General features: G+C 60.1%; 20 protein-coding genes. 8 read left to right on the forward strand and 12 right to left on the reverse strand.

The window, feature by feature from the left end:
- Window positions 1-22 precede the first annotated feature (22 nt).
- The gene (locus HCG46_RS07300; RefSeq protein WP_168685386.1) at window positions 23-1,114 is read left to right on the forward strand and encodes a 5-(carboxyamino)imidazole ribonucleotide synthase; all 1,092 of its coding nucleotides are present in this window, start codon (window positions 23-25) and stop codon (window positions 1,112-1,114) included.
- A 91-nt stretch (window positions 1,115-1,205) separates the two neighbouring features.
- Here the strand turns inward: HCG46_RS07300 and HCG46_RS07305 are convergent, their stop codons facing one another.
- Window positions 1,206-2,603, reverse strand: coding sequence for an MATE family efflux transporter (locus HCG46_RS07305; RefSeq protein WP_031270537.1), 1,398 nt, complete (start codon window positions 2,601-2,603; stop codon window positions 1,206-1,208).
- 403 nt (window positions 2,604-3,006) lie between these two features.
- Between HCG46_RS07305 and rpsU the strand changes: the two genes are divergently transcribed.
- Window positions 3,007-3,234 carry a 30S ribosomal protein S21 gene (rpsU, locus tag HCG46_RS07310; protein WP_008188883.1) on the forward strand — a complete coding sequence of 76 codons (228 nt, stop codon included), beginning with the start codon at window positions 3,007-3,009 and terminating at the stop codon, window positions 3,232-3,234.
- Between the two features lie 168 nt (window positions 3,235-3,402).
- Window positions 3,403-4,254, forward strand: a complete 852-nt coding sequence (locus HCG46_RS07315; protein WP_208984760.1) for a tetratricopeptide repeat protein — start codon at window positions 3,403-3,405, stop codon at window positions 4,252-4,254.
- 129 nt (window positions 4,255-4,383) lie between these two features.
- Here the strand turns inward: HCG46_RS07315 and HCG46_RS07320 are convergent, their stop codons facing one another.
- The 4 genes from HCG46_RS07320 to HCG46_RS07335 form a co-directional block, all read right to left on the reverse strand.
- Window positions 4,384-5,055 carry an RluA family pseudouridine synthase gene (locus tag HCG46_RS07320; RefSeq protein WP_077291750.1) on the reverse strand — a complete coding sequence of 224 codons (672 nt, stop codon included), beginning with the start codon at window positions 5,053-5,055 and terminating at the stop codon, window positions 4,384-4,386.
- Between the two features lie 109 nt (window positions 5,056-5,164).
- A complete protein-coding gene (locus HCG46_RS07325) occupies window positions 5,165-5,446 on the reverse strand; it encodes an aa3-type cytochrome c oxidase subunit IV (RefSeq protein WP_023003505.1) in 282 nt (93 codons plus the stop codon).
- 155 nt (window positions 5,447-5,601) lie between these two features.
- The gene (locus HCG46_RS07330; RefSeq protein ID WP_077291749.1) at window positions 5,602-6,981 is read right to left on the reverse strand and encodes an AarF/ABC1/UbiB kinase family protein; all 1,380 of its coding nucleotides are present in this window, start codon (window positions 6,979-6,981) and stop codon (window positions 5,602-5,604) included.
- Window positions 6,982-7,148: 167 nt separating this feature from the next.
- Window positions 7,149-8,036: an SDR family oxidoreductase gene (locus HCG46_RS07335; RefSeq protein ID WP_168685388.1), complete on the reverse strand. Its 888-nt coding sequence runs from the start codon at window positions 8,034-8,036 to the stop codon at window positions 7,149-7,151.
- A 97-nt stretch (window positions 8,037-8,133) separates the two neighbouring features.
- Here HCG46_RS07335 and HCG46_RS07340 point away from each other — a divergent pair, with 97 nt between their 5' ends.
- Entirely contained in the window at window positions 8,134-8,991 is an 858-nt protein-coding gene (locus HCG46_RS07340; RefSeq protein ID WP_168685391.1) for a helix-turn-helix transcriptional regulator, read from the forward strand.
- Here HCG46_RS07340 and HCG46_RS07345 read toward each other — a convergent pair.
- Both HCG46_RS07345 and HCG46_RS07350 read right to left on the reverse strand, forming a co-directional pair.
- Window positions 8,978-9,880: a DUF3445 domain-containing protein gene (locus HCG46_RS07345; RefSeq protein ID WP_205838446.1), complete on the reverse strand. Its 903-nt coding sequence runs from the start codon at window positions 9,878-9,880 to the stop codon at window positions 8,978-8,980. The two genes, HCG46_RS07340 and HCG46_RS07345, sit on opposite strands and share 14 nt — an antisense overlap.
- 11 nt (window positions 9,881-9,891) lie before the next feature.
- The gene (locus HCG46_RS07350) at window positions 9,892-11,718 is read right to left on the reverse strand and encodes a M3 family oligoendopeptidase (protein ID WP_205838378.1); all 1,827 of its coding nucleotides are present in this window, start codon (window positions 11,716-11,718) and stop codon (window positions 9,892-9,894) included.
- Window positions 11,719-11,908: 190 nt separating this feature from the next.
- Here HCG46_RS07350 and HCG46_RS07355 point away from each other — a divergent pair, with 190 nt between their 5' ends.
- Together HCG46_RS07355 and HCG46_RS07360 are read left to right on the forward strand one after the other, a co-directional pair.
- The gene (locus HCG46_RS07355) at window positions 11,909-13,483 is read left to right on the forward strand and encodes a sigma-54 dependent transcriptional regulator (protein ID WP_168685393.1); all 1,575 of its coding nucleotides are present in this window, start codon (window positions 11,909-11,911) and stop codon (window positions 13,481-13,483) included.
- Window positions 13,484-13,718: 235 nt separating this feature from the next.
- A complete protein-coding gene (locus HCG46_RS07360; protein ID WP_168685395.1) occupies window positions 13,719-15,542 on the forward strand; it encodes a DUF882 domain-containing protein in 1,824 nt (607 codons plus the stop codon).
- A 90-nt stretch (window positions 15,543-15,632) separates the two neighbouring features.
- On the opposite strand, the gene HCG46_RS07365 is transcribed toward HCG46_RS07360, so the two are convergent.
- The 3 genes from HCG46_RS07365 to HCG46_RS07375 all read right to left on the reverse strand — a co-directional run bounded on the left by HCG46_RS07365 (window position 15,633) and on the right by HCG46_RS07375 (window position 17,198).
- The gene (locus HCG46_RS07365) at window positions 15,633-15,902 is read right to left on the reverse strand and encodes a DUF2312 domain-containing protein (protein WP_031270542.1); all 270 of its coding nucleotides are present in this window, start codon (window positions 15,900-15,902) and stop codon (window positions 15,633-15,635) included.
- A gap of 152 nt (window positions 15,903-16,054) precedes the next feature.
- Window positions 16,055-16,351 carry a DUF1244 domain-containing protein gene (locus HCG46_RS07370; protein WP_023003523.1) on the reverse strand — a complete coding sequence of 99 codons (297 nt, stop codon included), beginning with the start codon at window positions 16,349-16,351 and terminating at the stop codon, window positions 16,055-16,057.
- A 37-nt stretch (window positions 16,352-16,388) separates the two neighbouring features.
- Window positions 16,389-17,198 (reverse strand): N-formylglutamate amidohydrolase, encoded by an 810-nt coding sequence (locus HCG46_RS07375; protein WP_168685397.1) that lies wholly within the window; start codon window positions 17,196-17,198, stop codon window positions 16,389-16,391.
- 461 nt (window positions 17,199-17,659) lie between these two features.
- Here HCG46_RS07375 and HCG46_RS07380 point away from each other — a divergent pair, with 461 nt between their 5' ends.
- Together HCG46_RS07380 and pyk are read left to right on the forward strand one after the other, a co-directional pair.
- A complete protein-coding gene (locus tag HCG46_RS07380) occupies window positions 17,660-18,097 on the forward strand; it encodes a DUF1036 domain-containing protein (protein WP_023003527.1) in 438 nt (145 codons plus the stop codon).
- Window positions 18,094-19,530, forward strand: coding sequence for a pyruvate kinase (gene pyk, locus HCG46_RS07385; protein ID WP_023003528.1), 1,437 nt, complete (start codon window positions 18,094-18,096; stop codon window positions 19,528-19,530). Before HCG46_RS07380 ends, pyk begins: the two co-directional genes overlap by 4 nt.
- 57 nt (window positions 19,531-19,587) lie before the next feature.
- Here the strand turns inward: pyk and HCG46_RS07390 are convergent, their stop codons facing one another.
- Together HCG46_RS07390 and HCG46_RS07395 are read right to left on the reverse strand one after the other, a co-directional pair.
- Window positions 19,588-20,595: an alpha/beta hydrolase gene (locus HCG46_RS07390; protein WP_209009348.1), complete on the reverse strand. Its 1,008-nt coding sequence runs from the start codon at window positions 20,593-20,595 to the stop codon at window positions 19,588-19,590.
- A gap of 94 nt (window positions 20,596-20,689) precedes the next feature.
- Window positions 20,690-21,352, reverse strand: coding sequence for a tetratricopeptide repeat protein (locus tag HCG46_RS07395; protein ID WP_168685401.1), 663 nt, complete (start codon window positions 21,350-21,352; stop codon window positions 20,690-20,692).
- Between the last annotated feature and the right edge of the window lie 70 nt (window positions 21,353-21,422).

Raw genomic sequence — 21,422 nt, forward strand, 5'->3', positions numbered from 1 at the left:
CGACGCGGGCAGGATCCATACCATGAACGCCAAAACCCGTTTGAGCCCAGGCGACACCATCGGCATCCTTGGTGGAGGCCAGCTCGGCCGGATGCTGGCGCAGTCGGCCGCCAGTCTTGGTCTGAAGACACATATCTTCTGTCCGGATCCGAACAGTCCCGCTTTTGACGTCAGCGCCACCTTCACGGTTGCGCCCTATGAGGACATCGACGCGCTTGACCGCTTCGCCTCTTCCGTCGACGCCGTCACCTATGAATTCGAAAACGTGCCGGGCCCGACCGCTGCCCATCTCGACGCCAAGGTTCCGGTGCGCCCCGGTGTACGCGCGCTGGAGGTTTCCCAGGATCGGCTGTTCGAAAAGCAGTTTCTCTCCGGTGCCGGTGTTGCCATTGCCGACTTCGCCGACATTGCCTCGCAGCAGGATCTCGAAGAAGCCGTTGCGCGTTTTGGCGGTAAGGGCGTACTGAAGACCCGCCGCTTCGGCTATGACGGCAAAGGGCAGCAGATGATCCGCAAGCCCGAGGATGCCGACGGCGCCTTCGAAAAGCTCGGCGCGGTACCGATGGTGCTCGAGGCGCTTATCCCCTTCGAGTGTGAAGTCTCCGTGATTGTCTCACGCGACCTGGACGGCGGCATTGCCTGCTACGACGTTGCCCGGAACCACCACGAAAACCACATCCTGAAGACCTCGACCGTTCCGGCCGGCGTCTCGCAGGCAACGCTGGACGCAGCCCGTGCGATGGCCGGGAAGATTGTTGCCGGTCTGGATTATGTTGGTGTCATGGGCGTTGAAATGTTCCTGGTGCGCGAGGCAGCGGGCGAAAGACTTTTGGTCAACGAGATTGCGCCGCGCGTTCACAATTCCGGCCACTGGACGCAGGACGCCTGCCTGACGTCCCAGTTCGACCAGCACATTCGTGCTGTCGCCGGCTGGCCTCTTGGCTCTGCCGAGCGGCATTCGGATGCTGTCATGGAAAATCTCATCGGTTTCGACGCCGACAGCTGGCACGAGGTTCTCAAGGAACCCGCTGCCCGTCTGCATCTTTACGGCAAGGCCGAAACCCGCGAAGGCCGCAAGATGGGCCACGTCAACCGGATCTCGGAAAAGTCCTGAACAGGACCATCTGAAAAGGATTGAAAAAGCCCCGGACACGAGCCGGGGCTTTCTGGTTTTGACGCTGATACGTTGCCAAGACGGAGCTGGCTCAGCCGGGCACGAGACCCAGCTTCTCCCGCCGGGCAAAGCGCAGGTTCGCCAGCACCGCAACGGAGGCAAGGCCACCCGCCAGGCCGCACCAGACACCGACCCCGCCCCATTCGGCTACGAAACCAAGTCCAAGCGACAGGCTGATGCCGACGACCCAATATCCAAACAGGGCATAGAAAAGCGGTATCGTGGTGTCGCCCAGGCCGCGCAGGTTATTGACACCGATAATCTGGCCGCCATCGGCAAGCTGGAACAGTGCTGCGACCGTTAGGAACGAGACACCATAGGCCATCACTTCCCTGGCTTCAGGGTCACTGAGGTCGAGATATGCACCCACCAGTTGCTCCGGGATCGTCCAGAAGAGAATGGCAAATAGGCCCATGAACAGCATGGTCACGACCAGCGCGGTCCAGCCGGCGCGGCCGACCCCCTTGTGGTCGTCCCGCCCGGAAGCAAGGCTGACGCGGGTCATGGCGGCCACGGACAGTCCGACAGGCACCATGAAGGTGATGGATGCGATCTGCAGGGCGATGCCGTGACCGGCAAGCGGCAGCGTGCCCAGCCAGCCGATCATCACCGACGAGGCCGTGAACAGGGAGCCCTCTGCAATGATGGTCAGTGCAATCGGCGTTCCCAGCCGGACGATCTGGAAGAAGACAGGCCAGTCCGACCGCCAGATACGGCCAAGAATGTTGTAGCGCCGAAGCCTGGGGTGCAGCACGGCATACGCCAGCAGAAACAGGAATGTCGTTGTCGCACTGATGACCGAGGCAATCCCCGCCCCAACCAGTTCCAGGCGCGGGAAACCGAGTTCGCCGAAAATCAGCACATAATCCAGGAACGCATTCGCGATGGCACCGGCAATCGTCGCCCAGAGCACCACCTGCGTCCGCTCCATTACGGTCAGGAAGCCGCGCACGGCCATGATCAGCAGAGCTGGCAACATGGTCCATTGCAGATAGACCATGTAGACCCCGGCGAGCCTGGCCAGTTCCGGCTCCTGCCCCAGCATCAGCAGGATAGGCTCGATGAAGATCAGGATGCCCCAGACCGGGATGCAGAACAGGACGGAAATCCAGAAGCCCATGCGCACGGCCCGGCGCAGGTCGCGCAGCTTTTTCTGGCCGCGGGCACGAGCGGCAAGCGGAATCACCGCCTGCAGCACACCCATGCCGAAAAACCAGACCAGCATGTAGAAATTGAAGGCCAGCACGGAGGCAGCAAGCTCCTGCGCGCCAAGACGTCCGATCATCAGAACGTCCGTGGTATTGATGGCCATCTGGGCCAACTGGGCCCCGGCAAGCGGCAACCCCAGAGAAAGGGTAGGCCGTATGTCGCTCCGCCAAAGGGACTGGCTCTTGTCCGAATCGGGAGCCCTTGACGCGTTCTGCGCCATTGTTTCCTCCAACAATGTGGGCAAGGTCACGCCTTCTTGCACGAGGCTCTTTTGACCGGGGTGAGACATCCACCTCTAGTCGTGATACTGTCCGGTGTCCACACTTGTTCTACGGGTTGGGGACACGCTCCGGCGCAGGTGCCGGAATCCGATTTTGGCGGGTTTCTTTGCGAATGCCTGTGGACACATAGGGTTTGCTCTGGTATTAAGCGCGCCAAAGTGAGCGACGCGTCAGCGGCGATAAGGTCTCTGTACACAAGTGGATGCTTGGTTGATCGGTAAACCGATGGGCATTCGCATGTGTTTTTGAAACCACCGTAAGGTTCGTTGGCGAAGCCTCGCTTCCATCATGGTTATTCTTGCTGCGGATCCTCTGCAGCGCATCGAAAACGGGAAAAAACGCGTGCAGGTTCTGGTTCGCGACAACAATGTCGATCAAGCGCTGAAGGCGCTCAAGAAAAAGATGCAGCGCGAAGGCATCTTCCGTGAAATGAAACTTCGCGGTCACTTTGAAAAACCGTCTGAAAAGAAGGCGCGTGAAAAGGCTGAAGCAATTCGCCGTGCACGCAAGCTGGCTCGCAAGCGGGCACAGCGTGAAGGCCTGCTCCCGGGCAAGTCCGCTCGCCGCTAAGTTCGGCTTGAGCGTTTCTGGCGGATTTGGCCGCCAATCTTCTCAAAACTGCCCTAAGGCCGACCGAAGTTCCGGTCGGCTTTTGGCGTTTTGCGGGGAATGCTTCCGGCTTGGTTCAAAGAGCGTGAAGCAGCCATACTCCCGCCCTATTGGAGGCAGATGAACGGCATGTCTAATCGCTTGACCCTTAGAGATCGTATGTGCCGCATGCGCAAGTTTCTGCCCCATGCAACGTTGCTTGGCCTTGCTGCCGTTCTGTCGGCCTGCACCACGGGCGTCTACGACGATGTGCCGACCAATGCTTCGGCCGGATCTTCGACCAACATCGCCTCTCTGACGGCGGTGATCGATGCCAATCCGAACGATGCAAGCGCCTACAGCACCCGCGGCATCGCCTACGGCCAGGCCGGCAAGCTGGACAAGGCGGTCGAGGACTTCAATCGGGCTCTGCAGCTCAACCCGCAGTCCTACCAGACCTATGCCAACCGCGGTCTTGTCTATCGCCGCATGGGCCAGAACGATCAGGCGGTCTCCGACTACACCCGCGCGATCAACATCAAGCCGGACTATGACGTGGCCTATGTCGGGCGTGGCAACATCTATCGCCAGCAGGGCAACTACAACGCTGCCCTTGCCGACTTCAATTCCGTCATCACCCGTGACAGCAGCGATGCCCGTGCGTTCTACAATCGCGGCCTGATCTACCAGGCGCAGAACCAGCATCAGCGCGCGATCGAGGACTTCGCGACCGCCATCGGCCTGAACCCGAAGGCAAGCGCTCCCTATATCGCTCGCGGCATCTCCTACATCGCTGTAAACGACCCGAACGCCGCCTTCTCGGACCTGTCGATGGCTGTCAACCTCGATCGGGATTCCGCTATTGCCTGGGCAAACCGGGGCCTCGCCCAGGAAATGCTCAACAATCCGAAGGATGCGCGCCGAAGCTACACCCGCGCGATCACGCTGGACAACTCCAACAAGATCGCCCGCGAAGGTCTTGGTCGCGTCGGCAACGGCTAATCCGGCCCAAACGTAAGCTTTCCAAAAGACCTGAAGTCATCATGTGCGGTGACTACCCAGACCTGTTTGCGGTGTCTCGCCCGGTAACGGCTGAAGTTGGCCGAGGCACCACTCAGGCCGAATGTCTATCTAGAACGGTACTTCGGACCGGAAACAGATTCGCTCCCCATGCGCCGGATGGTGCAGTTCAAGCGTTTCGGCGTGAAGCGCAAGCCTGCTGGAGGCTGTCAGCGCCTCACCTTCCGAATAGAACCTGTCGCCGGTGATTGGATGCCCGAGCGAAAGCATGTGGACACGCAGTTGATGCGACCGTCCCGTATGGGGAAACAGCCGGACCCGCGTCGTCAGTTCTTTCCGCTCAAGTACCTTCCACCTGGTGAGTGCAGGTTTGCCAAACTCGAAGCTGACCATCTGCTTGGGCCTGTTCGGCCAGTCGCAAACGAGCGGCAGATCAATTTCTCCCTCGTCTTCTGACGGGCTTCCCCAAATATCGGCAATGTAGGTCTTGAGCGTCTTGCGCCGTTCGAACTGAAGCCCCAGATGCCGATGTGCTGCGGGGTTCCTTGCAAGAACCATGACACCGGACGTATCCATGTCGAGCCGGTGAACGATCCGCGCATCAGGGAAGCGCTCCCGCGCGCGGCTTTCGACGCAGTCGCCATGTTCGGCAGCCTTGCCCGGGACGCTCAAGAGCCCGCTCGGCTTGTCGATCACCAGAAGATCGTCATCTGCGTGCAGCACCGTCAGAAACGGCTCCAGCGGCGGGTCATAGACAAAGGATGCTGGCGCGGCTTGGCTCATCGCACTTGGGGTCCAAGAACAAAAGGAAAAGGCGCGGATCTGACCGCGCCTTTCCAAAAACAGATGTGTTCGTCTGTGCTGGCCGGACCATGAAGGCCGGAAGCTTAGCTCAGACGGTCAGGATCGCCAGGATGCCGCTCAGAACGAAGACAGCTGCAGGCGGGATCCAGCCGGACGCACCCAGAGCCATGCCGACAGCGGTGGCAATGAGGGTTGCGATCAGCAGCAGCCAGCCAAAAACGGTAGCAGCGGTGCCGCCAAAGGCGAACATGATCAGGCAGACGACAATGGTCAGGACTGCGATCGTGCCGATCTTGGAGAAGTTGATGAACCCCTCGTAAGTCTGCTCGTGAGCGTCATAGTCCATTGCGGGCGCAGTTTCGTCAGACATGAAGTCCCCCAGGAAAATTCGATAGTCGGCAGCCTACATACAATAAAGCCTGCCGGTTCGGCAATGACGGGAAGTGCACATTTCGTCACACAGGTCGCGACTTTTTGACAGCTTTGGCTTTGGCATCCCTTTTCGCACTGAAATCCTTCGCACAATCAGGCAGCATGTGAGGCTCCAGCAAGCCCGGCTGAAGCCAGTACATCGTTCTGGCGCTTGCGTACGGTTGCCGCTTCAAAACCGTCGATCTGCTCGTTGAACAGCTCAAAGAAATTGAGTTCCGCCCGCAGGTGCAGGAACACTCCGCCCAACCCGATTGCCGCCCGGTCCATGAAGACGAACTCCTGCGGCACCGTCAGCGGCCCCAGTTGCTTCAGGGCGGAATGAACGCGGAAGGCTTCCTTGCGTCCGTATTCGGCAGCCGACACGCCGTCCGCGATCGATCGGACGCGGTCACTGAGCAGAGGACCGTAGATGAACCTTGCCCAGATGTTGAGGACCTCGATGACTTCCTTTTTCAGGTCCTTGAAGCCCCAGCGCTCATAGGCCGCGACGACCCGATCGTCATTTTCTTCCAGAAGGCCACGATAGAGTTCGACGACGCCCTCGACAAACGCCTCGGGGAAGATGCGGATGCAGCCGTAGTCCAGCAGATTGATGCCCGCCGGAGCGCCTTCCTGCTCGAACACGGTATAGTTGCCCAGATGCGGGTCACCGTGAATGACGCCGAAATGACTGAACGGATGCCACCAGGCATGGAACATGGTTCTGGCGAGCAGATTGCGCTCGTCCTGGCTGTGTTCCTTGTAGTCGAGCAGAGGTTTTCCGGTGAGCCACCCCATTGTGAGCAGGCGTTTGGTCGACAGCTCCGGGATCACTTCGGGTACGCGGATACGGTCGAAGTCTCCCAGGATGCCCTGATAGACGGCGATATGTGCCGCCTCCCTGGCATAGTCCAGCTCCTCGCGGACCCGGGCGCTGATTTCCTTGGCGATCTCGCGCGTATCGATGGCCGGGCTCATGCGCCGGTGCAATGAAAACAGCATCTGCAGTTGCTTCAGATCCGCCTCGACTGCAGAAGCCATGTCCGGATATTGCAGCTTGCAGGCCAGAACGCGCCCATCATGGCCGGTGGCCCGGTGCACCTGTCCAAGGGAAGCCGCTGCGGCCGGTTCCTTGCCGAATTCGGCAAACCGGCCTTGCCAGTCCGCACCGAGTTCGGCCCGCATCCGGCGTTTGACGAAGGCCCAGCCCATGGGCGGTGCACTGGCCTGCAGCTTGGCAAGTTCGGTCGTATATTCCGGCGGCAATGCATCCGGGATCGTCGACAAGAGCTGCGCCACCTTCATCAAGGGGCCTTTCAGCCCGCCAAGGGCCGCGGCCAGTTCGGCCGCGTTCTTGGCATTGTCGAGTTCCATGCCGAACAACCGTGCCCCGGCCACCTTTGCGGCAATGCCACCCATGTTGGTGCCGACTTTGGCGTAGCGCCCCATGCGGGCGCTGAGGCGGTTGCTTTCACGGTCTTTGCTGTCGGCCATGCGATGGCGGGCTCCCTTGTAACAACTGGCGTTCCGGGAACGCCCGATGCATCGAACCGTTGGATACGGTCTCCTGGCACTACATATGAACTACCGCAACAATATCCAGCTCCACCAGCCTCTATTCCGACGCAGGCGTCCAACTGCCTGGCAACGCCCGGCTATTTTCAGAAATAGCCGCTTCTGCCGATGTCCGCCAGCAGACCGCATTCTGCCGGCTGCCAGCCGAGCGCAGCCCGGGTCCTGTCGCAGGACGCAGGACCATCCATTCCGGCAAAGATACCCAGGAAGCCGAAATAGGATCCTGCGTCGTCCGGGATGAGCGAGCGCACGGGAAGGTCCAGTCCCTGGCCGATTGCCTCGGCGATTGCGCGGAAAGGAATGCCATCTTCGCCGATTGCGTGAAAAGGACCATCTGTCTCCGGTGTTTCAAGTGCCAGACGATAAGCCCTTGCCGCATCCAGACGGTGCACTGCCGGCCAGCGGTTTTCACCATCGCCAACATAGGCGGCAAACCCCTTCTCCCGGGCGATGCCGATCAGCATCGGGACAAAACCATGATCACCCGGTCCATGAACCGAGAACGGCAGGCGGACCACCCTGGCGTTGATCCCGGCCTGCACCAATTCGGCCGTGGCGGCCTCGGTAGCTCTGGGATAGGCCGGTGAGGTTGGAACCGCCGGATCGGCTTCTGTTGCCACCGGTCCGGACCGGACAACGGCAACACCCGAGGTAACCAGCAGTGGCCGGTCTGTTCCGGATAGCCCCTCGCCGAGGGCCAGAATGGCGGCACGGTCTTCTTCGCAGCTGGCGGCAAAGCGCGAAAAATCATGATTGAACGCCGTGTGCACGACAGCGTCACTTGCCCTTGCTCCATCACGAAGGCTGTCGAGGTCCTCCAGTGACCCGATCTGCACTTGTGCTCCTTGAGACCGGAGGAGCGCAGTCCCTCTTTCCGATCGGCTGAGGCCAAGCACCTGATGGCCTGCCTGCAACAGCTCCGAAACGACGGCGGAGCCAACAAACCCTGTTGCGCCGGTAACGAATACTCGCATGAAAACACTCCGTTGGTTGAACGGCGAGCAGTCTTGCGGCAGTATTTATCCAGTTAAAGTAGTGACTTTATACAGGTATAATGACTGACAGGATAAGATGGCGGATATCCAGGAAGACAATAGACTGGGCCGGTTCCTGAAGGATCGCAGGGCAAAACTGGATCCCGCCGCATTCGGCATTCCCCTCACCCGCCGGCGAACGCCGGGCCTGAGGCGCGAAGAAGTCGCACAACGCGCGAATGTAAGCGTCACCTGGTACACATGGCTTGAACAGGGACGTGGCGGTGCGCCTTCGGCCGACGTCCTTGACCGGGTTTCAAAGGCCCTGATGCTGACGGATGTCGAACGCGAGCATCTTTATCTTATCGGGCTCGGCCGTGCCCCTGACGTTCGCTACCAACCGCAGCAAGGCGTGTCGCCCCGGCTTCAGAACGTACTGGATGCCCTGGAACAGACCCCTGCCATGATCAGGACCCACACCTGGGACGTCGTTGCCTGGAACCGCGCTTCTTCGGCCGTCCTGACCGACTACGCCAGCTTGCCCCCCGGCGAACGCAACATTTTGCGGCTGATCTTCAGCGACCCGAGGGTCCGCAATATCCAGGCGGATTGGGAAAGCGTCGCCCGTTTCGTCGTCGGTGCTTTTCGGGCCGATGTGGTACGTGCCGGTGCCGCATATGAAACCACATCCCTGGTAGGGGAATTGTGCCAGCTGAGCCCGGATTTCGAACGCCTGTGGAAGGACCATGACGTCCTCGCCTCAGACGACCTTACCAAGCGGTTGAAACACCCTGTGGCCGGCTGGATGAGCCTTGAATGTTCGACCTTTGCCGTCGACGGCCGTGCGGACCTTGCGATGATGGTCTACCACCCGGCGAGCGCTGAAGATCGGGAAAAGGTCAGGGCACTGATTGACGCTCAGCACACAGCACGATCTTCCGCTAGCCGAGACTGATTTTTTCCAGCGCCCGGGCCAGATCGTCCCGTGTTGCCACAAGGCCCTTGTAGGCCAGCTGATCCGGATCAAGCGCAAGAAGCTGCTTGCGGAGCCCTTCCGCCAGCCCTGCACGCCCTTCCTGCGCTTCCAGTGCCGCCAACGGATCGTGATGGATCTTGATGGTGAACAGAATATCGCCGGACCCGGGCAGACGCCGCAAGGTTTGCCGCTCGACCCGGAGGAAAAGCTGGGCCAGTGCTCCGTCGTCAATCTTGACGCGGATCTGTTTCGGCAAGGGATGGTGAAGGTCGCCGTCGGGATAGATCGACCAGTTGAAGCGCTCCAGAAACTGTCCGGCTTTCAGATTGTCGAATATCCGGGCCACCATCATTCCCATGCGGCTTCCGTTGAAGCCGGGAACATTGTCATGAATGCCCGTCATGGACTGGCCGAACTTCTCCGCCAAAGACCAGGACGAGGGAAAACAGAGCGCGGCAGCCGTGAGCCTGTAGCCGTCCTGCCCGGGCCGCATCAAGACAAGATCTTCCTGCACAAGACTTGCAGCCGTTACGAGTGCGGGAGCCCCGGCGAGCGGGATACGCGCGCCGTTGGCGACAATCTCGACTTCGGCATCCCCGACCCGGTGGGTATCTGCATGAAACCGCGAGAGGTTCTCCGTGAGGAGGTCCAGGACCTCCTGCTGCGCAGCATCTGTGTCCGGCTCTGCACGGAAAACCGTTTTCAGATGATCGGAAAACAGCCGTTTCTTCTCACCCAGATGTTTCACCAGAAAGGGATCGGGTTCCAGCCAGGCCTCCTCACCGATCGGCTTCAGACCGACGGTGAAAGGCTGGCTGGTGCCGTCATAGGGCGTGTGGTGGAAGGGTGGCAACGCTGACCGTGTCATCGGAAGCCGCGTCAAGCCTCTTCCAGAGCTTCGAGTTCGTCGATGATCCGCTCGATCACCGACAGGCCCTTTTTCCAGAAATCCGGATCGACCGCGCTCAGTCCGAACGGAGCCAGAAGTTCGGAATGGTGTTTGGTACCACCAGCCTTCAGAAGATCGAAATACTTCTCCTGGAAGCCGGTCTCCGCTTCCTCGTAAACCGCATAAAGCGAGTTCACCAGGCAATCGCCAAAGGCATACGCATAGACATAGAACGGCGAATGGATGAAGTGCGGAATATAGGTCCAGAAGGTTTCATAGCCTTCGCTCAACTTGATCGCCGGACCGAGGCTTTCGCCCTGCACGGACAGCCACAATTCACCGATCTTGTCCGACGTCAGCTCGCCATTGCGCCGTTCCGTGTGAACCTTGCGCTCAAAGGTATAGAAGGCGATCTGGCGCACCACGGTGTTGATCATGTCCTCCGCCTTGGAGGCCAGCATCACCTTGCGGGTCTGCGGGTTGTCCGCCTTGGCAAGCAGGGATTTGAACGTCAGCATCTCGCCGAAGACACTGGCCGTTTCCGCCAGGGTCAGCGGTGTCGGCGCCATCAGCGGTCCGTTGGGTGCCGCCAGCACCTGGTGAACGCCGTGGCCCAGTTCATGGGCGAGGGTCATCACGTCGCGGATCTTGCCCTGGTAGTTGACCAGCACATAGGGGTGCGCGCTTGGCACTGTCGGATGGGCAAAGGCACCGGGCGCCTTGCCGGAGCGGGCCGGCGCATCAATCCAGCGCCGGTCGAAGAACCGGCCTGCGATTTCCGCCATGTCCGGTGAAAAGGCGCTGTAGGCGGACAGCACCGTGTCCTTCGCTTCATCCCAGGGGATCACTCGCGTGTCGGCATTCGGCAGAGGTGCGTTGCGGTCCCAGGTGTTGAGCTGGTCCATACCCAGCCACTTTGCCTTCAGCTTGTAGTAGCGATGCGACAGGCGCGGATAGGCATCGCGCACGGCTGCCACCAGCGCATCGACAACTTCCCGCTCGACCCGGTTGGAAAGATGGCGGCTGTCGGCAATGTCCGTGAAATTCCGCCAGCGGTCGGAAATTTCCTTGTCCTTGGCCAGCGTGTTGGTGATCAGCGTGAAGGTGCGCAGGTTTTCCTTGAAGGTCTGTGTCAGAGCTTCCGACGCCTTGTGGCGGGTATCGGGCGAAGGATCCACCAGCATGTTGAGCGTCGGTTCAATCGACAGTTCCTGACCGTCGACATCGAAGGTCAGCGAGGCCATCGTCTCGTCGAAGAGCCTGTTCCAGGCACCCGCGCCCGTGACGGACTTTTCGTGGAACAATTGCTCCACCCGGTCTTCCAGCTGATAGGGCTTGCCTTTGCGCAGATCCTCAATCCACGGCAGGTAATGTGCAAACTGACTATCCTGAAGCGCAGTTTCCATCACGCCGTCATCGATCTTGTTCATCTCCAGCGTGAAGAACAGAAGATGCGAACTTGCCGTCGTGATCTGCTCCTGCACATCGCCGTAGAATTTCTGCGATGCGGGTTTGATCGTGTTTTCCGAATAGACCAGGCCGGCGAAGGAAATCAGCCTGCCCATCAGGTCTTCAAGTTCCTCATAGGCGCGAATTGCGGTGACCAGCGCGGGAACATTGCTCTGGGCCATGTCGGCCAGCCTGCCCTTGTAGGACGTCTCGAAGGTTTTCGACCGCTCCAGGATCTCCTTCAGGTCGGCAGCAACCTCCGGCGCATCGACTGCGGGATAGAGATCCGTGAGGTCCCATTCGGGAAGCGCTCCGAGATCTCCTGAAGCGGCGGCCTGAGGGGCATGGACGGGATGTGGGATGGGCAAGTTTTTTTCTCCGGTGCGTCTGCGGACGAACGGGTCCGGCAATCTTCTGTTGTTAGAATTAGTAGGCCGGGAAAAGGCCCGCCTGCAATCTGACTGTGAAAACTTTTTTGCCTGCACTTGGACGATTTGTTTACCCAATTGCGACCAGAATGGTTCGAAACGAGACAATTCGGGACGAGCGAAACCGCCAATGCAAGCACTCAGCGGCAAAATTCTCATTGTTGACGACGATCCCATCCAGCGCAGGTTGCTTCAGGAAGCCGTGAAAAAATTCGGCTACCGGTCGAAAACGGCCGAGAATGGTGCCGAAGCGGTGCGCATCATGTCGAGCCCGGAAGCCAGCGAGATCGACCTGATCATCCTCGACATGGTGATGCCCGAGCTCGACGGTCTGGGCGTTCTGGAACGTCTACGCTCCGACAAGAACGCAACGCCGGTCATCGTTCAGACCGCCCACGGCGGCATCGATACCGTGGTCAACGTCATGAACGCGGGCGCTCAGGATTTCGTGGTCAAACCGGTGGCGCCGGAACGGCTCAATGTCTCGATCCGCAATCTCTTGAAGACATCCGCTCTGGAAGGCGAAATCACCCGGATCCGCAAACAGGCCTCCGGCACACTGACCTTCGCCGACATCATCACCCACTCGCCGGCCATGGAACGGGTGATCAATCTGGGCAAGAGGGCCGCCGCGTCGAACATTCCGATCCTGATCGAAGGGGAAAGCGGCGTCGGCAAGGAAATGATCGCCAGCGCCATTCAGGGATCCAGCGACCGCAAATCCAAACCTCTGGTCACGGTCAACTGCGGTGCGATCCCCGACAATCTGGTCGAATCGATTCTCTTCGGCCACGAGAAGGGCGCGTTCACGGGCGCGGTCGACAAGCATGTCGGCAAGTTTCAGGAAGCTCATGGCGGAACGCTGTTCCTGGACGAGGTTGGCGAGCTGCCTCAGGAAGTTCAGGTCAAGCTGCTTCGCGCCCTGCAGGAAAGCGAGATCGACCCGATCGGCGCTCGCCGCCCGGTGAAAGTGGATTTCCGTCTCATCTCGGCAACCAACCGCCGCCTGATAGACCAGGTGAAGGAAGGTGTCTTCCGGGAAGACCTTTATTACCGGCTCAACGTTTTCCCGATCTGGATCCCGCCGTTGCGCGACCGGCGAGAGGACATTCCCGCGCTCACCCGCCATTTCCTGGCCCGTTTCGCGGCAGAGGAAGGCAAGCCTCAAGTGGCCGGCGTCACCGCGGACACGCTCGCGATGCTCCAGGAGTATCACTGGCCGGGCAATATCAGGCAGCTGGAGAACGCGGTATTCCGCGCTGTCGTCTTGTGCGACGGCCCGCAACTGACGATCAACGATTTCCCGCAGGTTGCCGCGGCAACGGAACAGACGGCCTCTCCGGGCGCAACGCTCCAGCCGCAGGCACAGACGGCCTACCCGGACCGATTGTCCGGAGGCGATCTTGCCGCAGCACCGGTCCGCCCGAGCGAACCCTCGGTTCCACCGCACCACACCCCCTCGGCTCCTGCCCCTCAGGCAGGTTTTGAGCAAGCGGCGCCCTTCGGTTTCATGCGCAACCTCGATCAGGACGGTCATGTCCGCAAGTTGACCGATATCGAGGAGGAACTGATTCGCGCAGCGATCAATCATTATTCCGGACGCATGACAGAAGTTGCCAAACGGTTGGGAATCGGCCGTTCCACGCTCTATCGCAAGCTCAAGGAATACGGATTGGACGAGAGCGGCAAGGACGCGGCAGCCTGAATTGAGGCAAATCATAGCGCAAACTGTCGATTTCGACGATATTTTGACGCATTCTCCGGGTAACCACCGCTACCGGAGCGTTTTTGCACTACGCGCTTGCGCCGTTGCAGTTCTGCAACGATTATCAGCGAAGCGAAAATAGGGTAAAAACTTCTTAACCTGCGGCAGCTAGGCTATGCATCCTGCTGGGGAGCACGGGATGGGTGAAAGCCCTCTGAAAACGGCGAGATAGAGATTGCGTACACGGTTAGTTGATTTCGACGCCGTCGGTTGGCTGAAGCGTGCCGCGAAAGCGGCCGGCGCGTTTGCTGTCGTGTCTGTGTGCCTGGTCACCTTTGCCCAGGCCGAGACGCGTACCCTGAAGCTGTACAACACGCATACCAAAGAGCGTGTGTCGATTACTTTCAAGAAAAACGGCCGCTATCTGCCCGATGGTCTGCGCGAAGCCAACCGCTTCCTGCGCGACTGGCGCCGTAACGAAATGACCAAGATCGATCCGGAACTGCTGGATCTGGTCTGGGAAGTTTACCAGAAGGTGGGCGCAAGCCAGCCGATCCACGTCGTCTCCAGCTACCGGTCTCCCGCAACCAACAACATGCTGCGCAAGCGGTCCTCTGGCGTTGCCAAGAACAGCCAGCACACGCTCGGCAAGGCGATGGACTTTTTCATTCCCGGCGTGAAACTTGCCACCCTGCGTGCCACTGGCCTGCGCAAGGAAGTGGGCGGCGTCGGCTATTATCCGAGATCCGGTTCCCCCTTCGTGCACATGGACACCGGCAGTGTCCGTCACTGGCCGCGCATGAGCCGTTCCGAACTGGCTCGCGTGTTCCCGGACGGCAAGACACTTCACTTTCCGTCCGACGGCAAACCTATGAGCGGCTACAAGGTTGCGCTCGCCGAAAGCAAGTCCGGCCGGTCGAGAAGTTCCAAACCGACGATCGTCGCGTCCAACACGCGCTCAAGCTCTTCCAATGGCCTGAGCACGCGCGACCAGAATCTGACCCGCCCGGGCAAACCGATTCCGGTAACCGCGCAGGATGACAATGCGTCCTCCGGTGGCGGCAACCTGTTTGCCAGCCTCTTTGGCGGCGGCAACAACCGTGACAACACATCCAAGCGTCCGGGCGCAGTTGGCAACACGCCGCCGGCACCGGTTGCCGAAGCCCCGGCGGTGGTGATCGAAAATCCGCCTGTTCCCAGCCGGAAGGTCCTGGAAAGCGAACCGGAAGCACCGGCAGCAGCACCGATTGTCGTGGCCAGCAACGCGCCGATCGTGAAACCGCCTGCGGATATTCCCGCCGTGGCGGCAAGCAAGACGCCTCCGCCCGCACCGAACACGCTTGATGCACAGCGGTTTGCAATCGAGACCGGGCAACCGAGCGCGCCGACACAAGGTGCAAACCCGGTTCCCGAGAAAGCAATCGACTCGCGGTTCCAGGTAGCCTCGCGCACGCCGCAGCAGAAACCCAGCAAGGGTCTTAGCGATGCTGCCAAGGTTGCAGCGGCTAATCTCGGCCTGACCGGCGATGTCCCCGTTCCGGGCCCCGCTCCGACCGATGATCCGGTCGCAGCCATTGCCGCGGCAACGGGTACTTCCGTACCTTCTCCGGTGCCTGCACCGCGTTCGGAAACGACGCTTGCCTATGCCTCGGCCTCTGCAGCACCGACGAGCCTGAGCCGCTCGCTGCGTCCGTCGGTAAGCGAACCGGCACGGGCACAGGCCAATCGGCCGGCTGCCGGTGCCACCGCCAAGACAGCCCCTGCACGCCAGCAGTCCGTTTCAGGCCGCATCCCGCGTGATCAGATTGTCGATCCGCTTGCCGGGTTTGCAAGCCTGCCGGACAAATCCGCTCCGACGCTTCTGTCCGGCGCAGGCACCACGCGTCATCAGACCTTCGCGTGGCTCAGCCACCCCAATCAGCGCCAGCTGAAGAATGTGATGATGCCGGGCAACCGCTTTGTCTCCGCCAGCTTTGAAAACAATCCTTACGGCGACCTGCGCACAGACCGGTTCGACGGTCCGGCAGTGGTCATCCTTCCGGTACGCTTCGCGCGCTGAAGCATCGACCCGTGAAAGATTGAGCATAAAAAAAGAGCGGCTTTTCAGCCGCTCTTTTTTCTTGTCGTGAACCGCGGTTACCGCAGCTTGTCAGCCTTCGCCGCCGCCAGCACCACCAGCCATGCCAAGTGCATGCAGGTAGAGGTCGAGAACCGCTTCTTCCTCTTCACGCTCATGCGGCTGCTTCTTGCGCAGGGAAACGACCTTCCGCAGGATCTTGACGTCAAAGCCGTTGCCCTTGGCTTCAGCATAGACGTCCTTGATGTCATCGGAGATGACTTTCTTTTCTTCTTCAAGACGCTCGATACGCTCTACAAACGCGCGCAGCTGGTCGCCTGCCACTCCACCGGGATCGGACATGTTTTCTGTTTCTCCTTCTCGTACTTCCTTGTCGCGCAGCGCGCGGTCTCAATGGCCGCGGCTGATATGAGCCGCCGTCAATAACCTGGCCGTGCGTTGCCAGACTCCGCATTGGCCGTCAAGCAGCCAAGCAAGCCGACGCAACCCCCGGCTCAGTGTTGGGGTTTGTTCTTTTCAAAGGCGGCCTGCTGATCCGCAGTCGCCTCGGTCTGGTATTTGGCCTTCCAATCGTCGTAAGGCATGCCGTAGACGATTTCGCGGGCCTCGGATTTTTCCAGGGAAACGCCCTTGTCCTGCGCCGCGTCCTGATACCAGTTGGACAGGCAGTTACGGCAGAAACCGGCCAGATTCATCATGTCGATGTTCTGAACGTCCGTCCGTCCACGCAGATGTTCCACAAGGCGTCTGAAAACCGCAGCTTCCAGTTCGAGTTTCGTCTGATCGTCCATCCCGAAGGTCTCCCTGTCCCGGACCGGTAGCCCGGCCTTAAGCAGCGTCGCTACGCGACTTGAAATGCTGGATCCGCCGGCAGTCGGACATGCCGGCAATTTTTCTCAGAACCGGCTCGAGTCGGTCCGCCCATTCAACCGCTCCAGCCGCGTCGGCAATCAGATCCTGCCGCAGTTCCAGAAGCGCATGTGCCACTCCCCGGCGGGTTGCGTGCCGGTACATTGTGTCGTTTTTGAGAGCTCCGTCGTAGGGTTCATTGTCACCGACGACGATGTCTTCCTGCGCTCTCAAGCTTTCAAGCATGGGCTGAACGGCTCGTGGGTCGCTGTCCCACAGAACGGTGACATGCCAGGGCCGCGGCACGCCGCGCCAGACCGGCGTGAAACTGTGAATGGAGACGATCACCGGCGGCTCGCTCACTTCCATCATGGCATCCAGCGTCTGGTCGATGAGGTCGTGATAGGGTTTGTGGAACCGGTCGATGCGGATCGCCCGCTCGTTCGTGTCGACCTTTGCATTGCCCGGCACGACGGCACCGTCCGACAGGCGCATGATCAGCGTAGGGTCGTCATCGCCCCGGTTCGGATCGATCAGCAGCCGAGAATAGGTAGTCAGGCAAGCTGGCGCATTGAGTCGCTTTGCAAGTTCGAGCGTGACCGCGCGCGCACCGATGTCATAACCGATATGGCGTTCGAACTGTTCGGCCGGAACGCCGAGATCGCCATAAGGCTCAGGGACCGTGTTGCGGGCGTGATCGCACAAGAGCAGCAATCCGGAAGTAAAATCGCCCTTTACGTATTCGGTCGGCTGAAAGGCCCGGCCGGTTTCGGCTGCTGGTTCTATCATGTCTCGCTTCGTGGAAACTTTTATGGCTCGCTATCGCGCAGGCGGTCAGGTTTACGGCAAACCGGCGAAGGAACCAAGCCCGAAAACACCGCTTTCCGGCGGCAACACCGCAGGCCATCCACACCTTCCACACCCTTCCTTGCAATCAAGGCACCTGTGTTTTTGCCAAGGTGTGTACAACGCGGTATACGCTTTATTGACAGCTAACACCGATCTGAGGCGGAGCGGCCATGTTCCCGCCCCATTTCTGACGGCATAGGGGGTGGGACTGTTCATTTGGACAAAAAATCCGGACGGTTCGGGAAACAAGTCTGGGCGAAAGGCTCCGTATCCCGTTAACGACGTTGACAAGGCCCCCTTGTCGACGCAAAAAGCGAATGTCTGTAAAGCAGCAAAGCGAACGACTGCATATGTTTAAGGTTGGGGAACGGAACCAGGGCGAGTCTCGGGCATGTATCAGCGTGCCTGTGAAATTTGCCTTTGCTGCATTCCTCACCGTGCTGTTTTTCTCCGCATCCAGTGACGAAGCCAGAGCTGATCTGCGCCTTTGCAACAAGACCGACAGTCAGGTTGGTGTAGCCATCGGCTACAAGGACAAGACCGACTGGGTCACCGAAGGCTGGTGGAACCTTGCTTCCAATTCCTGCGAGACCCTGGTACCCGGGGCGCTGGTGTCACGATACTATTACATCTACGCAGTTGATTATGACCAATTCGGCGAATGGGGTGGCCGGGCGTTCATGTGCACCCGGGAAAAGGAATTCACCATTCGCGGAATTGAGGACTGTGTGGCTCGCGGATTCGAGCGGACAGGCTTTTTTGAAATCGACACGGGCGAACAGAGCAGCTGGACGGTCCAGCTGACCGAACCCGTGCAACAGGGGACAGGTGGGCGATGAGGCGTAACCGGCGAGTCAAAATTCTTGCAACTCTCGGACCCTCCTCCTCAGAACAAGACATCATCGAAAAATTGTATCGCTCCGGTGCGGACGTGTTCCGCATCAACATGAGCCATACCGATCATGATCGTCTGAAGATGCTCGTTGAACGCATCCGTTCTGTTGAGGAGAAGGTTGGACGACCAATCGGCATTCTGGCCGATCTGCAGGGACCCAAGCTGCGTGTGGGAACGTTTGCCGACGGTCCGGTCATGCTGGAAAACGGCGCAACGTTCACGCTGGACGCCGACAAGTCCGGCGGCAGTGTCGACAGGGTCCACCTGCCGCATCCCGAAATTCTTCAGGCTCTCGAGCCGGGCCACCGCCTGCTGCTCGATGACGGCAAGATCCAGCTCAAGGTTCTGGAAGCCGACCGCACCCGGGCCGTGACGGAAGTCGTCGTCGGCGGCAAGCTGTCCGATCGCAAGGGCGTCAGCGTTCCCGATTCGGAAATCGCAACCAGCGCCATGACCGAGAAGGACCACAAGGACCTGATCGCCGCCCTCGACCAGAACGTCGACTGGGTGGCCCTGTCCTTCGTTCAGCGCCCGGACGACATTGCCGAAGTGCGCAAGATCACCCGTGGTCGCGCCGGCGTCCTGGCCAAGATCGAAAAGCCGCAGGCCATCGGCCGGCTGGACGAGATCATCGAACTCTCCGACGCCATCATGGTTGCCCGTGGCGACCTGGGTGTTGAACTGCCTCTGGAACAGGTTCCCGGCCTTCAGAAGCGTATCACCCGCGCCTGCCGCCGTGCAGGCAAGCCGGTCGTGATCGCCACGCAGATGCTGGAATCCATGATCAACGCACCGGTGCCGACCCGCGCCGAGGTGTCCGACGTTGCCACCGCCGTGTTCGAAGGCGCAGACGCCGTCATGCTGTCGGCCGAATCCGCTGCAGGCGAATTCCCGATCGAGGCAGTGTCCACCATGGACAAGATCGCCCAGCAGGTGGAACAGGATCCCAACTACCGCACGATCATCTACGCACAGCGGACCGAGCCGGAAGCCACCGGCGCCGACGCGATTTCGGCAGCGGCCCGGCAGATTGCCGAAACGCTGAACCTTGCTGCTGTCGTCTGCTACACGACGTCTGGTGCAACGGGCCTGCGTGCCTCTCGTGAACGTCCGGCCAGCCCGGTGATCGTTCTGTCGCCGGTGCTTGCAACTGCACGTCGCCTGTCGCTCGGCTGGGGCTTGCACTGTGTGGTCAGTGAAGACGCCGCCAACGAGGAAGACATGATCGACCGCGCCTGCCGCATCTCCTTTTCCGAAGGGTTTGCGAAACCGGGTCAGCGCATTATCGTGACCGCAGGTGTGCCGTTCGGCACTCCAGGCTCCACGAACATGCTGCGGATTGCCTTCGTCGGCAACGACGGCCAGGGCGGCATTTGACGATCTAATCGGTTAAAACAAACCGGATGACGAAAGGCGGCTTCAAGGCCGCCTTTTTCATGCGGTGCGCAACGTCCCGGCCCTGGCTTCAGACGTTCCCGCCTTGTCCTCTGACGCCTCTATCCGCGCCACAAGTCTGTCGATACCGGACACGATTTCATCTGCATGTGTATGCTGGGGCATATGACCGGCCGCGCCCAGCATCAGCAGCTCCACATCCGGCAGATCCTGCAAAAGGCCCTCACAATGGATCGATGGCCAGACCACCGTATCTTTCGTACCCGTGATGATCAGCGACGGCTGCTCCAGCTTTCCATACTGCCGGGACTGTTGCCGGACAGCTTCCTTCAGGCTGCAGATGTCCGCCGCGTTCGAGCGGAAGCTTTCGGGACGGAAAAGCAGCGGCAGACGGACAGACGCCGCATAGCCGGCAAGTGGCGGATCCGGATGGAATACATGCTTCAGCATTTGCGGCACCAGTCGCTCGCCGACAGGGATCGTCAGCGTCCAGGCAAACAGCCAGCCGATGACAGGCATCGCGGCAACCTTGTAGTACCAGTTGACGCCGCCCGGCCACACATGGCTGACAGGAGCCAGGAAGACGAGCCCCTTCACCCGCTCCTGAGCAGCAAGGCCCACAGCTGCCGTCACGGCCCCTCCGAGCGAATGCCCCACCACCACTGATGTCCCAATGCCGAGTTTCGCGAGCAATCCGGCAATCAGTTCCGCTTGGCTTTCAGGCGTGTTCCGGCCCGTTCTGGAGCGCTGCGAGAACCCAAGCCCCGGACGATCGATGAAAAGAAGCGAATAGCGCCCCTTGAATGCGCCCTCAAAAGCCAACTTCATGTCATAGGCGTTGCCACTGGCCCCATGCAGGAACACCAGCACAGGCCGCTCGCTGGCCGCCTGTGACGCAGGAATGAAGTGATAGTGCATCTGCGCTCCGTTCACCTCGGCAAGACTGCCGTCAGGTGTGTAGGTGCGCGAAATCTGCCTTGCCCTGAAAAGCGAGTAGGCGACAAACAGACAGGCGGCGACAAGAAGAGCAATCAGGAACGGGATCATAGCCCGGACATAGCACCGCGCTCGCAGCAATCAAGCCCGGCGGCATAAAGACAGACCGACCAGAGGCTTGCCCATTACCTCAGGTGGGCCTGCCTCAAGCGGGTTCGCCCTCGGCTTCCTTTTCCAGATCGTTCACGGCCTTGGTTGCATTTTCCAGGCTCGGGTTGACTTCAAGAGCCCGCCGGAACGTCGCAAGCGCTTCGCTTTCGAACCCCAGACGCCGCTGGATGATGGCGAGCCCCGACAAGGCCCCCCAATGACGGGGTTCCAACGCCAGTGTGCGCTCGATATCGACCAGGGACTTGCCGAAATCTTCCGTCATGTAGTGGACTGTCGCACGCCGGTTCCAGCCTTCCGCATAAGTCGGCTTCAGGATGACCACTGTGTCCAGGAGGTCCAGCGCCAACGCATGATCGTCAGCCTGGATCGCCTTGCCGGCCCGCGACATCAGCACATCCACCGTATCGCTGCCCGAATCCATCCAGAGCATCTGGATTTCCCGGCTGATACGCTCGGCCTCCTTCGGATTGTCCGATTTGGCCAGATTGGCAAAGAGTTCGTCCAGACGCGACTTCTCGTCTTCCGGATCACTCTCATCGACGACCACCTGCCCGCCGTCTTCTGGAAGATCGTCGGGCAGTGCATTGAAGTCTTCGGCAGAAGGTGGCTCTGCTTCCGGACCGAGATCTGGAACAGGCTGGGCGCTGGCTAGACTGACGCCGGCGAGAAACAGGAGGGCAAACACAAAAATCCGCATCCGACGATTATGGATCGTTGGATGCGGCGGTCAATCCGGGAATTTGACACATCTTCGTGCGCTAAGGTGG

This window comes from Labrenzia sp. PO1 (genome assembly GCF_012273635.1).
Taxonomy (GTDB): Bacteria; Pseudomonadota; Alphaproteobacteria; order Rhizobiales; family Stappiaceae; genus Roseibium; species Roseibium algicola.

What these genes read in the sequence shown, in the direction of transcription:
- HCG46_RS07325 (WP_023003505.1), bottom strand. Translation starts at nt 5,446, where the DNA reads ATGTCTGACGAAACTGCGCCCGCAATGGACTATGACGCTCACGAGCAG.
- HCG46_RS07300 (WP_168685386.1), top strand. Translation starts at nt 23, where the DNA reads ATGAACGCCAAAACCCGTTTGAGCCCAGGCGACACCATCGGCATCCTT.
- HCG46_RS07335 (WP_168685388.1), bottom strand. Translation starts at nt 8,036, where the DNA reads ATGCGAGTATTCGTTACCGGCGCAACAGGGTTTGTTGGCTCCGCCGTC.
- HCG46_RS07365 (WP_031270542.1), bottom strand. Translation starts at nt 15,902, where the DNA reads ATGTCCGATCCCGGTGGAGTGGCAGGCGACCAGCTGCGCGCGTTTGTA.
- HCG46_RS07315 (WP_208984760.1), top strand. Translation starts at nt 3,403, where the DNA reads ATGTCTAATCGCTTGACCCTTAGAGATCGTATGTGCCGCATGCGCAAG.
- HCG46_RS07395 (WP_168685401.1), bottom strand. Translation starts at nt 21,352, where the DNA reads ATGCGGATTTTTGTGTTTGCCCTCCTGTTTCTCGCCGGCGTCAGTCTA.
- HCG46_RS07320 (WP_077291750.1), bottom strand. Translation starts at nt 5,055, where the DNA reads ATGAGCCAAGCCGCGCCAGCATCCTTTGTCTATGACCCGCCGCTGGAG.
- HCG46_RS07355 (WP_168685393.1), top strand. Translation starts at nt 11,909, where the DNA reads ATGCAAGCACTCAGCGGCAAAATTCTCATTGTTGACGACGATCCCATC.
- HCG46_RS07340 (WP_168685391.1), top strand. Translation starts at nt 8,134, where the DNA reads ATGGCGGATATCCAGGAAGACAATAGACTGGGCCGGTTCCTGAAGGAT.
- HCG46_RS07370 (WP_023003523.1), bottom strand. Translation starts at nt 16,351, where the DNA reads ATGGACGATCAGACGAAACTCGAACTGGAAGCTGCGGTTTTCAGACGC.
- HCG46_RS07330 (WP_077291749.1), bottom strand. Translation starts at nt 6,981, where the DNA reads ATGGCCGACAGCAAAGACCGTGAAAGCAACCGCCTCAGCGCCCGCATG.
- pyk (WP_023003528.1), top strand. Translation starts at nt 18,094, where the DNA reads ATGAGGCGTAACCGGCGAGTCAAAATTCTTGCAACTCTCGGACCCTCC.
- HCG46_RS07375 (WP_168685397.1), bottom strand. Translation starts at nt 17,198, where the DNA reads ATGATAGAACCAGCAGCCGAAACCGGCCGGGCCTTTCAGCCGACCGAA.
- HCG46_RS07345 (WP_205838446.1), bottom strand. Translation starts at nt 9,880, where the DNA reads ATGACACGGTCAGCGTTGCCACCCTTCCACCACACGCCCTATGACGGC.
- HCG46_RS07305 (WP_031270537.1), bottom strand. Translation starts at nt 2,603, where the DNA reads ATGGCGCAGAACGCGTCAAGGGCTCCCGATTCGGACAAGAGCCAGTCC.
- HCG46_RS07390 (WP_209009348.1), bottom strand. Translation starts at nt 20,595, where the DNA reads ATGATCCCGTTCCTGATTGCTCTTCTTGTCGCCGCCTGTCTGTTTGTC.